The sequence below is a fragment of the Rheinheimera pacifica genome (genome assembly GCF_024809855.1).
Taxonomy (GTDB): Bacteria; Pseudomonadota; Gammaproteobacteria; order Enterobacterales; family Alteromonadaceae; genus Alishewanella; species Alishewanella pacifica_A.
Genome location: NZ_JANUEM010000011.1, coordinates 126,267 through 140,662 on the forward strand (window position 1 = coordinate 126,267; position 14,396 = coordinate 140,662).

Sequence of the window (14,396 nt, forward strand, 5' to 3'; positions counted from 1 at the left end):
AGCAGCGCCATTAAACGGCACTGCGGTGTAAACGCTGCTTTATTGCACTTTTATCCAACTGATTTCGCTACAGTATCAGCCCTTTTTTGCTACCGGAGTTACGCTAACCCGCTCTATACCGGCTTGCACTACGTCAAGCTCAAAATCCAGCTGTACTAACTGGTCTTTATGCACTTTTCCGGTTGCTGTGTATTGCCATTGCTCCAGCGCACGTAGTGCTTCTTTATCAAATACCTTCTCAGGGCTCGATTTCACGACACTGGCGTTGCTCACTTTGCCTTGTGCATCGACATCAAATTTAATCTGCACATAACCTGAAATCCCCTGTTCAGCAGCTTGCAGTGGATAACGCGGTTCAATGCGCATAACCGCAGCAAGCTGTTGTGTTTTGCTGACACCAGCCATAACCGGTTGTTGTAATAATACTGTCGCACTTACTACCAGTGCCATTGCAGCCAGTACCAGAATTTTGCTGACACCTTGCTGTCGCTGTAATTGCGTAATACGTTGTTTCATAGTGTTAAAGTCTCCATAATGATGGGTAAGCGGCCACCAGTTTACTGATAGCTGCTGTGTACTGCTTAGTAAGGCATAACCATAAGCAATTCTTTCTGCCTTGCTGGCATCTTGTGTTACCAGTGCATCGCAGGCCAGTTCTTGTGCATGGCGGTATTGGCGATATGCCAGCCACACCAAGGGGTTAAACCAAAACAGGCTAAGCAGCGCCAAAGCAAAATAATTCAGATGTAAATCACCCCGGTACCAGTGTGTCAGCTCGTGTTGCAAAATAAGCTGCTGCTGGGTAGCGTCAAAGCGGCTGAAAAAGTCATGCGGCAGCACAATTCGTGGCGTAATTAAGCCGGTGATATAAGGCCCGCTACTGTTATCTGCCTGACGGCAATATACAGGCATATTACTGCCACTAAGCGGCGTTGCACGGTTAAACTGAGCACGGCCGCTAATGTAACTTAGCAACAAAAAAGTGCCGCACAGCATTACCCCGCTAAGCCATAACCAAAACAGCCAGTTAATATCATCTGCTGCTGCCGCCACCTGCTGTATTCCTACCTGATAGCGCTCAATGGCACCCGCCTCAACAACCTTTGGCAGTAACGGGGTAATAGCAGCGCAAAGCAGCAGAAGCGGCACGGCAACCCATAATGCATACAAGGTGCGGGCGCCAAGGGGCTTAAGCAGATATTGCTGGGCCAGCAGTAAAATTATCAGCATTACCGACAGCGGCACCGACACATGCAACAGGTAATCAGTCATGGTGCTGCTCCTGCTCCCAATCAGCAATTAATTGCTTTAGCTGCTGCACATCGTCGGCATTAAGTTTGTTCTGGCTGGCAAAACCGGCTACCAGCGGCGCGACACGGCCGGCAAATATCCGTTCAACAAAAGAGCGGCTTTGCTCAAGCTTATAGTCCTGCTCGGCAATAAGCGGGTAATATAAATAAGCCCGGCCATCTTTATCAAAACCCAATGCACCTTTGCTTACCAGCCGGTTAAGCAGTGTTTTTACCGTTTTTTCATGCCAGTCTTTGTCATTGCCCAGCGCCTCGACTACGTCGTTGGCTGACAATGGCTGACGCTGCCACAGTACCTGCATTACGCTAAGTTCGGCATTGCTGATTTCGATCATAAAGCACCTTATGGATTACACTTGTAATACATTTAATATTACAGATGTAATCTATAGGTGCAAGCTAATGCTAAAATTATTTTTCAGGCTTCTGCAACAAGATGCTCTGTCGGGCAGCAGTGAAAGGTGTCGCCCAGCATAAACTTTTGCCGGTATTGGCTGGGGGTAAGTTCGGTGTAGTTAATAAATAACTTGCGAAACGAGCTGACATCTTCATAGCCCACTTGCAACACAATCTGCTCTATTGGCTGGTTGGTTGTTTCCAGTAAACGTTTGGCCTGTTCTACCCGTAAGCGCTGCAAATAATTCAGTGGAGTGTCATTTAGTGCGGTTTTAAAACGGCGCAGTAAGGTGCGCTTGGTCAGGTGAAACTGCTCTGCCAACTGATCCAGTACAAAAGGCTGTGCCAGATGCTGGCTAAGGTAGCTTTGTATTTGCACCACTAATGAGTCGTTATGCTGCAAACCGATAGATAAATCCATATAAGGTACCTGCGAGGTGCGGTTGGGATCGGTCAGCATAATTTTTGCCATCTGCCGGGCAAACTGCTCGCCGGCTAACTGCTCGGTTAGCGCCAGACATAAATTAATATAAGAGGTGGTAGCCCCGGCAGTTAGCAGGTTGCCATCCTGCACCAGCAGCTTGTCCAGCTGCAAATGCACATTGGGGTACAAACTTTTAAATATATCTTTAAAAAACCAGCTGCTGGTGGCTTTACGATGATCGAGCAAGCCGCTACCCGCCAGTATGTAAGTACCGGTACAGCTGGCTGCAATTAAACTGCCCCGCTCTGCCGCCTGATGTAAACCAGGGTAATAGGCATTTGATTGCGCAGCTAAAGCCGCCAGTTCAGTGCGCCGGTATGCATAAGCCGGCACCAGAATCAGCGCATCGGCTTGCTGCCACGGATGCGGCTGTATCGCTAACTCCACACCCGGCTTTAGTTTAAGCGCCGCACCATCTGGCGACACCAGATAACAATGAAACAGCGGCGCGACTGTTTGCTGCTGCAATGCCCATAGCACATTGCAATATTCAAAATAATCCAGCAGCGCAAATACATCGCTGCAGATACTGTTGTGGTTAGCCAGAATGGCAATCTGCTTCATCGGTTTATCCTGTACAGGCAACTTGTCACTATTCACCTTATTTTTATCAATAGTGACACTGCATTACTGCCAAGGCAAGAACTAGAATAGCCGTGACCTAAATAATGCAAACAGGAGGCAGTATGAGTAGCCTTACAACAAAATGGCTGGCTATAGCCACATGGCTGATGAGCTGGCTGGTGATTTTCTGGATCAACTTTGCCGCAGAGTTATCGCTGATGATGCACTTTGTTGCCATACCAGTGTTGCTGATCAGCACAGCACTGGGGGCTGGCCGTTATCTGGAGTATTCTGACCATAACAGCGATGACTGAGTAGCAAACAGCCGTTACAATTAACCCGTGTTATTACGGCGGAATACCAAACGATGACCAATTGGCAAATTGCAGGCACCCTGAGTGCATTGGCCGTTTTACTGTACTTTTATCCGCGCGAGTTTTTACCCAAACTGAAAGCAGAGCCGGGTTATCAGCATTTTGTTTTAGCTTCTGCAGTCGTGCTGAGTTTATTGTGGAGTGTGCAGGCCGGTATTAAAGACGGACTGAATTTGCATTTTTTGCTGCTAACTACGCTGGTATTATGCCACGGCTGGCGAATTGCTATCTGGATTTGCCTGCTGCCAATGCTATTACTGATGGGTTTTGGCAAATTGCACTGGGCGGATGCTGGTTTATATGCGCTAACCAGCTTTATTCTGCCAGGCTTATTTAGCTATACCTTGTTTTTAGCCAGCTACCGCTACTTAACCAGGCACCTGTTTGTGTATATTTTTGTCGCAGGTTTTCTTACAGCGGCATTAACGATAGTGCTGCAAATTAGCCTGACGTCACTGTGGTTTGGCCTCGAAGGGCGCTACAGCTGGCATATTATAGCCAATGATTACTGGCTATTAGCGCTACTGATCTGGTTTCCTGAAGCCCTGCTAAATGGCAGTGCAATAACGCTGATGGCCATTTACCGGCCACACTGGTTGCGTACCTTTTATGACCGGGAGTATTTATCACCTGAGCGTTAAAGCAGGCACAAAAAAGCGAAGCACCCGGCTTCGCTTTTTAATATTGCCCGTTTAAAACATCCAGCTTTGTTCGTCCAGCACCGGCTCTTGTTTTTCCAGCTGTTTTAGCCCTTTAACGCTGCGGATAATTAACCATACTACCCAAAACAGCCAAACCAGCCAGCCAATCAGCACGACAGTCAGTACTGCTGCGGCAATTAAAAATACCAGCCCCATCCAGAAAGTACGGATTTGAAAGCGATAATGGCTTTGCAGCCACTCCGGGCCATCGTCTTTATTAACATAAGCAACAATAACACCAATAATACCGGTAATACCGAATACCAAGCCTACCAGATACAAAATATACACCAGCTTTGCTGTTGACGAATTGACTGCTGGCACTGCATTAAAGTCATTCATGACTTAATCTCCTTTACTTCAGCTATTGTTTTTTTAATAAAACCAGCGTCAAGCTAATGTTAAGCTGACTCAACAGTTTCGTTAAGCAACATATCGGTAAATGCAAGCTTAATCAACGGCTTCAATGCGCTAAACAACTATTTACCCTAACATCATAAGCTGGTCAGAGCAGATAATATAAAGCCCAAGCAGCATAAATACCGCGCAGGCAGCCCGGCGTGCCCAGTTCAGCGATATTTTCTGCAATAACCAACTACCGGCATACACTACAGGTACGTTAGCAGCCAGCATGCCCAGCGTGGTGCCCACAATAACCATCCACACCGCATCTTCAAAACTGGCAGCCAGTATTACCGTGGCTATTTGGGTTTTATCGCCAATTTCGGCCAGGAAAAATAAAATGCAACTGGCAGCAAAAGCGCCAAACCGAAGCACATTGGTATCACCGCTGTCATCTTTGTCAGGAATTAACAGCCACAGCGCAACAACAATGAAAGAGCCGCCCAGCAGCCAGTTGTGCCAACCTTGCGGAATAAACTGCGCAACCCAAACACCCAACCAGGCCGATGCAGCATGATTAAGCAAAGTAGCCACTAAAATACCGGCAATAATTGCGCTTTTAGAGCGAAATCTGGCAGCAAGAAATAAAGAGAGTAATTGGGTTTTATCGCCAATTTCAGCAATAGCTACGGCGGTAAAAGAGGATAAAAAGGCTTCCATCAACTGCACCTTGGCGGGATATAAACATAAGACACAACACCGGCTCCCGCTTTGGGCCAGTAGTGTGTCTTAAGTCTCATCAATTCAAAGCAGGCTCTGAACGTTACGGCCATGTGCATTGAGGCACAAGTATGTTGACCGCAACCCGGTGTATAACCACACCGTAGATTACTCCCTTAAGGCAGCGCGCATTCTAGTGAGTTTGCGCGCTGCTGTAAAGCGTTAATCCGCCACCTCCCGCATGATGCAGTTTGCCCACATCAACACGCCATAAATCATCAGGCCCAAACTTTATCAGCCCAACGTTTAGCATTAGCACGCCAGTTGGCCCAGGTGCTGATCAGGTTAACCAGGCCCCAGTATGTTAGTGGCACCAGCACTAAACTGGTCAGGGTTGAAAACAACAAACCGCCAATAATAGCAATGGCCATTGGCGCATAGCTTGGGCCGTCACCACCAATTTGAGTGCCGCCCATAGCCAGCGGTAATAAACCCAGTACGGTGGTAGATACTGTCATCAGTATTGGCCGCAACCGCGACTCGCTGGCACTGATGATAAGCTCACGCAATGTTGCTTCTGGTTGCTCCTGCCTGTCCTGGTTGATCCTGTCTACCAGCACTATGCCGTTATTTACCACTATACCCATTAGCACCAGCATACCTATCATGCCCATAATGCCCATGGTGGTGCCGGTAAACATAAAGGTCCAGAACACGCCAACCAGCGAGAACAATAACGAACCTATTACTGCTGTGGGCAACAACAGGGATTCGAATAGCGCCGCCATGACCAGATAAATCATGGCAACAGCCAGCAGCATATTAACCATCATCACCTGCTGCGATTCATCCTGTTGCTGAAAGCTGCCCTGAAACGACCAGCGATAACCCGGAGGCAATGCCAGCTTATCCATGACCTTTGTAATGTCTTCGCGGGCAGTATCCATTTTATAATCTTTCGCCATATTCATTCTGATGGCGATGCCGGTTTGGCGGTCAAAGCGGCGAATTTGGTCCAGCCTTGGGGCAATAGCTAATTCAGCCAGTTGCTGTAAGCTGATAACAACATTGTCTTTGGTCAGGATTGGCAATGCCGACAGTTCAGCCAGTGAATGACTCACCTTTTCATCGTACAGTACACGCATTAACAGCTCACCCTGCTCGGCACTGCGAAAGGTGCGCAAATTGGTACCACGTAAGGCCAGTGATACCGCATTGGCGACCTGCTGTGCGTTTAAACCGTGACGCTGCAGTTGATCAAGTTTTAACGTGATCTGAATTTCCTGCTGGCCCAGCGCAATTTCAGAGCTGACATCCTCCAACCCGGTAACAGCAGCCAGCATAGGCTCAATATCGGCAGCCAGTTTTAGCAGTACTTCAGTAGAACTGCCCAGCAAATGCACCTGCATACCGCCATTGTTGCCCCAGCCAAAAGACGGTTTAGACCTTACCAGTGCAGGCCAGTCTTTACGGATGGCCTCTTTTAACTGCGCCAGAGGCTGACTTAGCTGTGGTTTTAAAATAATAATCGAGTTGGCATAACCGGCACGGTAATAGCTGTACACCGACTCAACATCAAACTTGTCTTTGTTAGCATACAAATAGGCTTCCATAGTACTCACTTCAGCTTCTACTTCTGCCAGCGCATAGTTACCCTGAATATTGTAATTTAAAAAAATACGGTCAGTATCTTCGTTGTCATCATTCCCACCTGACACTGCCCCTATTGGTATGACAATGCTGCTAAGCAATAACACTGCAATAAACGCCGACCAACGCGGGTGATACATTACCCAGCCCAGTATTTTACGGTACTTTGCTTCAAAAGCACCGGCCTGCTGATCTTTTACCGGCTGTACATTTAAACGCGTAGTTAACAATGGGATCAGTGTTAATGCCATCAACAGGCTAACTGCCAGACACAGGCAGATGGCAATAGCCACATGCTCTAAAAAGATGGTCAGCTCCATTTTCTGGCCAACAATATTCGGCAAAAACACAATGGCAGTAGTTGCCGTACCGGCTACAACCGCCAGGCTTACCCGGCGCACACCGCGTGCAGTAGCCGTTTTTACATCACCACCGGCAGCACGCTCACGAAAAATACTCTCAGTTACCACTACGGCGTTATCTACCAGCATGCCCACCGCCAGCATTAACCCCATCATGCTTAAAATATTTAAGCTGTAACCGAGAAAATACATAATGCCCAGCGCAATACAAATAGATACCGGCACCGCCAGTACCACTACCATAGTGGTGCCAATATGGCGCAAAAACACATACAGCACAGCAAAGGATAACAGCGCCCCTACGCCACCGGCGCTGAGTAAATCGGCCAGCGAAGTTGTTACGCCTTTAGCGGTGTCATCCATAATGTACAGGCTGATGCCATTAAAAGCCGGATCGTCATCTGCCGCCTGCACTACTGCCAGCGCAGCTTTAGCCACTTCAACCAGGTTAGCGCCCGACTCTTTATACACATTCATGCCCACGGCATAGGTTTGATCCAGATGGCGGCCATCCTCACGTTTTGGCAGTTCCAGTTGCACGGTAGCCACTTCACGTAAACTTAAGCCGGGGCGCAGTGGTAATGAGGCAATTTCTTCCAGCTCACGGTATTCGCCTACCGGTTTTACCAGAATACTGTTGTCGATATTGCGCAGCTCTCCGGCGGTCATAGCAAAGTTATAGCCTTGCAGCGTGCTTACCAGTGCTGCTGCGTCTATATTCAGTGCGCGCATTTTGTCGGGGTTAAGCCGGATCACTACCTGGCGCTTTTCTACGCCATACAGCTCAACTTTAGATACCCCCTGCACCCGCTCCAGTGGCCGTTTTATTTGCCGCTCCAACAGATCGTACGCCATGGCTAGATCACGTTCGCTGGAAATACGCAGCTGAAATATCGGCATATCGTTGGTGTTAAACTGAAATACCAGTACACGCTCAACATCTTTGGGCAGCAAATGGCGGATGCTGTCTAACCGTTCGCGCACCTCAATGCTTTTGCTGTTAATGTTTTCTTCCCATTTAAACTCCAGCGACACTTCTGCGCTGTTTTCATTTGACCAGGAACGCATTTGCTTAATGCCGGTTACCGTGGCCAACGCTTCTTCCAGCGGCCGGGTGATAAGCCGCTCTATTTCGGTTGGCGTAGCATTGTTGTACGGCACATTAATAAAAATTTGCGGAATATCAATACCGGGGAATTTCTCCAGCGGCAACATACGGCTGGCAATAACACCAAACACCAGCATTGATAAAAATATCATGCAAATGGTAACCGGCCGTGTCAGCGCAAAGCGGGTTATAGCAAGCGGTTGCTGGCTCATACGCTGATCTCCTGATCGCTGCTTTGCTGTACAACCGGGGTATCGCGGCTCGCCAGTGCATACAACACAGGTATAAACAGCAGTGTCAGCATAGTGGCAAGCGCCAAACCAAAGATCACGGTAATAGCCATAGGCGCACGGATTTCACTGCCGTCGCCACCGCCCAATGCCATTGGTAACAACCCCAGAATAGTCGTTAAAGTAGTCATTAATACCGGCCGTAAACGGCTGGCCCCGGCTTCAATAACCGCCTGATGTAATACCAAGCCCTCACCACGCAACTGGTTAATGCGGTCAATCAGTACAATGGCGTTATTAACCACTATACCGGCCAGCATAATAAGGCCAATAAATACGATAACAGACAATCGGGTATCGGTAAGCCATAAGCCCAGAATGGCACCGGCACCGGCCAGCGGCACGGTAAACAGGATCAACAGTGGCTGCAGCAGGTTTTCAAACTGCGATGCCATTACCAGATACACCAAAAATACCGCCAGTAACAACGCCATAGTTAATGAGGTATAAGCACGCTGCATTTCTTCGCTTTGCCCCATAACCGCCGCTGTTACGCCGTAGGGTAAACGCTGGGCGGCTAAAATAGCTGCTGCACTTTGGGTGGCTTGCTCTAAATCACCAAAGGCCAGGTTAGCACTTACCACTGCAACCCGTTGCTGACCAATGCGGGTAATTTCGCTGGGGCCAGTTTCGCGCTCAATGCGGGCTACGGCAGACAATGGCAATGGTTTGGCACTACCGGGGTTAATAATCAGCTGTGCCAGTTGCTGTTCGGTTTGGCGATATTGCTCGGCTAACCGCACGCGGATATCTACTTTACGATCATTTACCGAATACTGTCCGGCCAGTTCCCCGCCCACATACGCTGCCACTCTTTTGGCGACTTCGTGCGAGGTCATGCCCAGCTGTGACAGCAAACCATGGTTAAAATACAGCGTGATTTCAGGCTGGCCGGGGCGCAGGCTGGTTTTTACATCAGTAAAACGTGCGTCGGCTTCCAGCGCGGTAACCAGATTGTCTGCTGCAGTTTTCAACTCAGGCAGTTCATAGCCGGATAGTTCCACCTCCAGCGGCGTACTAAAGCTAAACAATTGTGGCCGGTCTATTTTTACCGTAACGTCAGGCAGTTGCGCCAGGTAATCACGTAAGGTGGCTATTACCTGCTGCTCTTGCTGCGCATTGGTGCCATGTTGCAGCACGATATTCAAACGGCCCCAGTGGCTGCCGCCAATGCTGGGATCAACGGTCATTTGAGCACCGGTACCAGCCTGGGCATAGCTGCGTTTTACTGCGCTTTGCTCTGCCGCAATTGCTGCCAGCCGCACTAATACTTTGTCGGTTTGCTCAATAGAGCTGCCTACCGGCAGTTGTACTTCAACATAAAACTCGCCCTGGCTCATAGCCGGTATAACATCGGCACCCAGGCGTGGTAGCAAAGCAAAACAGGCACCGGCCAGTGCCAGCGTAACGGCTATCGTTACACCTTTTAACGCCAGCGCCCTTTGCAGGGCAAAGCGGTATAGCGCCTCCAGCCGGTTAAGCAGCCACTGCACCGCCCAAAGCAGAGGTTTAAATACCAGGGCCAGAGTACGGCTAACCAGGCGAAATACTAAGGTTAGCGCGGCAACCAACAACAACATTAAACCGCGCAGCGCCCGGCCCAGCATACGCAATGGCCAGCTTGGCCAGTAATACCAGCGGCGAATTTGTGGCGCCGTGTCAGGCTCTGATACCGGTTCCGACGCAGCCATTTTAGCTTTACCCTCGCGCGCAGCCATTGTCGGAATAAGGGTTAATGCCACCACTAACGAGGCCAGTAAGGCAAACGTTACCGTTAATGCCTGATCGCGGAACAACTGCCCGGCGATACCTTCAACAAACACCAACGGAAAAAACACCGCTACTGTAGTTAATGTAGAAGCCGTAATAGCCATCGACACTTCACGGGTGCCGGTTTTGGCTGCCGTAAAAGCATCTTTGCCCAGCTCTTTGTGACGGGCAATGTTCTCCAGCACTACAATAGCATTATCTACCAGCAAACCTACTGCCAGGGCTATACCGCCCAGGCTCATCATATTCAGTGTAATACCCTGACCGTACATCAGATTAAAGGTAGCAATAACCGATACCGGTATTGATACTGAAATAATCAGCGTAGCCCAGACGTTACGTAAAAACAGATACAGCACCAGCATTGCCAGCAAACCACCGACAACAGCGGAAGATTTCACCTCATCAATGGCCTGTTTAATAAATTCAGACTGGTCATACACCAGCGTTAAGCGGTAGCCGGCAGGCAGGGATTTTTCCAGGCGGGGTAACTGCGCCAGCAGCGTTTTCGCTACCTGCACAGTATTAGCATCGCCTTCTTTATAAATGGCTACTTCTATCGCTTCTTTGCCATCTATATAAGTAATGCTCTGACGGTCAACAAAGCTGTCGCGCACTTCGGCAATATCCGACAAACGGATCTGGCTGCCACCTACTTCTGCTACATATAAGTTTTCAATTTGCTGCAGGTTGGCAAACTGATTGATTGTACGCACTAAGTAGTCATAACTGGGCGTTTCTAACCGGCCACCGGCCTGGTTAAGGTTTTCCTGGCGTAAGCGCTCGGTGATCTGGCTGATATCCAGTTGCAGCTGGCTGAGCTTTTCCGGGTTAAGCAAAATTTGTATTTCCTGGCTTAAACCACCATCCGGCCGCACGGCGGCTACGCCGGGTAATGATTCCAGCGCACGGCGTAAATCTTCTTCGGCAAAAGTACGCAGGCTAACCAGTTGCGCCGGGCTTAGCGCTTCACCCGCGTTATCACGGCTTAATGCCAGCCGTACTATGGGGTCAAGGTTGGGGTTAAAGCGCAGCAGCAACGGCTTTTCAATTTCCAGCGGCAGCATAAGTACGTCGAGTTTTTCCCGTACCTCCAGCGCCGCCAGATCCATATCAGTGCCCCAGTCAAACTCCATTACCACATCAGAGCGGCCAGAGCGCGACACCGACTGTACTTTGCGCACGCCTTTAACAATACCGACAGACTCTTCAATCGGTTTGCTAACCAACTGCTCTACTTCAGCCGGGGCAGCACCAACAAATTCAGTACGTACGGTTAACGACGGGTAAGATAAATCCGGCAGTAAATTTACTGCCAGGCGGCCGGCGGCCACCAAACCAAAGAGTAAAATACCCAGTGTAAACATCCAGATAGTAACGGGGCGGGTTACAGCTATATCAACCAGCTTCATGGCATCGGGTCCTGTGTGCTTATATTATTGTTTTTTTCGATCAAAACTCGCGTACTGTTACTATATTTACTAGGGCATCATCTTTCAGGGCTGACTGCCCGGCAATCACCACCTGATCGCCTACCGCCAGGCCAGACAGTATTTCTACAGTATTATCAGCCTGATACCCTAAATTTACCTGCTTGCGGCTAACTTTGTTTTCACTGTCAATCACAAACACTGTCTGGCTGTTGTCAGTGTTCATCAGTGCGCGCTTGGGCAGCAATAATGCATCGGCTTTAACATCAAACTGCAACTGCACCTGGGCGAACATGCCTGGCTTTAACTGTTGTTGTGCATTAGCCACTTTTAACACTGCACGTACAGTACCTGAGCCAGCATCCACTACCGGCGAAATACGCACCAGCTCAGCGCTTACCGGTGTCATACCGGCAAATTGCAGCAGCGCAGTTTGGCCAACACGGGCCTGTGCCAGTTGCTGCTCAGGCAAATGTACTACCGCTTCCAGTTGCTGGTTAGACACAATATGAAACAATGACTGGGTAACATGCTGATTTACCAGTTGTCCGGTTTTAACATAACGGCGTGATACCACACCGCTTATCGGCGCACGAATTTCGGTTTCTTTCAACGCCAGCTCAGCCAGACTTACCGTAGCCTGCAGTGCATCATGCTGCCATTGTAGTTTTTCAAATACATCAGCACTGATCAATTTACGCTGGTACATTTCTTCCATCCGTTTTAGCTCACTGCCCAGACGGTTTAATTCAGCTTTTTCTTTATTCAGGCTGTACTGCTGACGCTCGTTGTCCAGCACCGCCAGTAACTGGCCGGCGCTAACTTCATCACCTTCTTCAACCAGAATACGCTGCACTATGCCTACCGCTTTGCTGATCACTTCTGCTTCAGCCCTTGCTTCAAGCGTAGCCGTTGTGCGGTAGCTGCTGCTAATCTCGCCATTGCGGGCCAGAGCGGCTTCTACCGGTACGGCGATAACAGCCTCAGCCGTGGTGGCGGCCGTTGAACTGTTGGCCTGATTGCAGCCGGTTAACAAAACGCTGGCCAGTATGGCTGCAGCAGCAGTAAGTTTAAAACTGTATGACGTTTTCATGATTCATCCTTTGGAAAACAAAAAACTGAGCAAGTTAATACTGCTAATGCAGAGGCCATGCCAGCACCGAAAAAAAGAAATTCATTAATATTTTCAACGATATAAAAAAAACTCATGCAACTCTCCATTCTTAATGCCGGTTTTACTTGGTTAAAAACACTAATTTTTAGTCATTAACATCACGTTCAGCACGACCAAACTACAATTACGTGAGAGCTAGAGCCTGTACTCCATGGTCTGACCTCTTTATACTGCGCCCTCTTTCACGTTCAACAGGTGTATATATGCTTAGAAAATCTGCCGTGTCCTTAGCTGTTTTTTCCGCCCTTATCAGTGTGACGGCCCACGCTGAAGGCTATAAATTATTTGAACAATCGGTCAGCAGTATGGGTAATGCTTACGCAGGCCGGGGTGCGCAAATTACTGACGCTACTCTGGTTTACTCTAACCCTGCGGCCTTAACCCAACTGGACGGTGCGCAGCTCTCTGGCGGCCTTAATCTTATTAGCGTTAAAACCAACTACCGTAATGCGCAGGCACAAAGTGCTAATGGCCAGTCTGTTGTTGGTCGTACCGACGGTGAAAATAGTTTGAATGAGCTGGTGCCTTTTGTGTTTTACAGCGACAAGGTGTCAGACAAATTAAGCTGGGGTATTGGTTTTTATGTGCCCTTTGGTTTGTCGTCTGATTACGATGACGATTTTGTTGGCCGTTATTTTGCCGATGAAACCGCCATACAGGTATTAAGCCTGCAGCCCGCCATTGGTTATAAACTAAATGAGCAATGGTCTATTGGCGGCGGTATTTCGATTAACCGCGTTGAAGGGACTTTGTCTAAATTTAAAGACCACAGCGGTTTATGTGAGCTGGGTGAACAAACCACTAACGCTATGTTTGGCGCGCCGGTGTATAACGATGCTTATTGCAACAGCCACTACGAAGTAGAAGGCGACGATATTGCCTTTGGTTATACGCTGGGTATTCATGGTGAGCCGGTTGACGGTACCCGCCTGGCACTAACCTACCACTCGGCGGTGCGTTATACCTTAAAGGGTGATTCAGAAATTACCAACACCCCTATTACCGGTGCCAATGTGGTAGGTAACCCTAACTATGTTGTTGTGGCACCAAACCTGCCGGCTATTGATTTATCTACCGGCAAACTGGCAGCAAACAGCCGCCTGACTGAAGCCAGCAAGCTGGCATTAACCACCCCGGCCAGTGCTGCTTTTAGCCTGGATCAGCAGGTAACCGAAGCCTTATCACTGCAATTTAGCGCGGCCTGGACCCAGTGGAGCAAATTTCAAAGCATCGACATTGTCAGCAACGACGCTAACCCCAGTATTTCCTTAAATACCCAGTCACCGGCAAACCTGAATGCCGAAGGTTATATTGGTTATATCCCGGAATACTGGCAAAACAGCTGGTCGTTTGCCCTTGGCGCTACCTATGTTTACCAGAGCGATTTAACGCTAAAAGCCGGTGTGGCCTTTGATGAAAACCCCATCAGCCAGGAACACAAAACCGCGCGTATTCCAACCGATGACCGGGTATGGCTAACAGTAGGCGCCAACTGGCAGTTAGCCGACAACCTGAGCCTGGATCTTGCCTATGGCTACCTGTTTACCGGCGATGTCAGTGTAAACGAGCGTGAATACAATGTGCAGGATCAAGCCTTGTATAACAGCGGCTATCAGGGCGATTACAGCAACAGAGGCCAGCTGTTTGCCATTCAGGCCAATTACCGCTTTTAACTTAACAAACTAAGCACAGCAAAAAGGCGATCCGATGATCGCCTTTTT

11 protein-coding genes are annotated in these 14,396 nt (G+C 48.9%); 3 read left to right on the forward strand and 8 right to left on the reverse strand.

What is annotated here, in order from left to right:
- Positions 1–75: 75 nt before the first annotated feature.
- From M2404_RS14485 to M2404_RS14495, 3 genes are all read right to left on the reverse strand, one after another.
- Positions 76–1,272 carry a M56 family metallopeptidase gene (locus M2404_RS14485; RefSeq protein WP_259240468.1) on the reverse strand — a complete coding sequence of 399 codons (1,197 nt, stop codon included), beginning with the start codon at positions 1,270–1,272 and terminating at the stop codon, positions 76–78.
- Positions 1,265–1,645: a BlaI/MecI/CopY family transcriptional regulator gene (locus M2404_RS14490; RefSeq protein WP_259240469.1), complete on the reverse strand. Its 381-nt coding sequence runs from the start codon at positions 1,643–1,645 to the stop codon at positions 1,265–1,267. The genes M2404_RS14485 and M2404_RS14490 overlap by 8 nt, the downstream gene beginning before the upstream one ends.
- Before the next feature lie 83 nt (positions 1,646–1,728).
- On the reverse strand, positions 1,729–2,754 hold the full coding sequence (locus M2404_RS14495) for a GlxA family transcriptional regulator (RefSeq protein ID WP_259240471.1): 1,026 nt from the start codon (positions 2,752–2,754) through the stop codon (positions 1,729–1,731).
- Between the two features lie 122 nt (positions 2,755–2,876).
- On the opposite strand from M2404_RS14495, the gene M2404_RS14500 reads away from it, so the two are divergent.
- Together M2404_RS14500 and M2404_RS14505 are read left to right on the forward strand one after the other, a co-directional pair.
- A complete protein-coding gene (locus M2404_RS14500; RefSeq protein ID WP_215398094.1) occupies positions 2,877–3,068 on the forward strand; it encodes a hypothetical protein in 192 nt (63 codons plus the stop codon).
- Positions 3,069–3,121: 53 nt separating this feature from the next.
- Positions 3,122–3,769, forward strand: coding sequence for an energy-coupling factor ABC transporter permease (locus tag M2404_RS14505; RefSeq protein ID WP_259240472.1), 648 nt, complete (start codon positions 3,122–3,124; stop codon positions 3,767–3,769).
- Positions 3,770–3,820: 51 nt separating this feature from the next.
- On the opposite strand, the gene M2404_RS14510 is transcribed toward M2404_RS14505, so the two are convergent.
- From M2404_RS14510 to M2404_RS14530, 5 genes are all read right to left on the reverse strand, one after another.
- Positions 3,821–4,171 carry a DUF4870 family protein gene (locus M2404_RS14510; protein ID WP_259240473.1) on the reverse strand — a complete coding sequence of 117 codons (351 nt, stop codon included), beginning with the start codon at positions 4,169–4,171 and terminating at the stop codon, positions 3,821–3,823.
- A gap of 141 nt (positions 4,172–4,312) precedes the next feature.
- Entirely contained in the window at positions 4,313–4,891 is a 579-nt protein-coding gene (locus tag M2404_RS14515) for a TMEM165/GDT1 family protein (RefSeq protein WP_259240474.1), read from the reverse strand.
- Between the two features lie 278 nt (positions 4,892–5,169).
- Complete coding sequence (locus tag M2404_RS14520; RefSeq protein WP_259240475.1) at positions 5,170–8,223, reverse strand: efflux RND transporter permease subunit; 3,054 nt, start codon at positions 8,221–8,223, stop codon at positions 5,170–5,172.
- Positions 8,220–11,483, reverse strand: a complete 3,264-nt coding sequence (locus tag M2404_RS14525; protein ID WP_259240476.1) for an efflux RND transporter permease subunit — start codon at positions 11,481–11,483, stop codon at positions 8,220–8,222. Before M2404_RS14525 ends, M2404_RS14520 begins: the two co-directional genes overlap by 4 nt.
- 40 nt (positions 11,484–11,523) lie before the next feature.
- On the reverse strand, positions 11,524–12,594 hold the full coding sequence (locus M2404_RS14530; RefSeq protein WP_259240477.1) for an efflux RND transporter periplasmic adaptor subunit: 1,071 nt from the start codon (positions 12,592–12,594) through the stop codon (positions 11,524–11,526).
- A 284-nt stretch (positions 12,595–12,878) separates the two neighbouring features.
- Between M2404_RS14530 and M2404_RS14535 the strand changes: the two genes are divergently transcribed.
- Positions 12,879–14,348 (forward strand): OmpP1/FadL family transporter, encoded by a 1,470-nt coding sequence (locus M2404_RS14535; protein ID WP_259240478.1) that lies wholly within the window; start codon positions 12,879–12,881, stop codon positions 14,346–14,348.
- Positions 14,349–14,396: the final 48 nt, after the last annotated feature.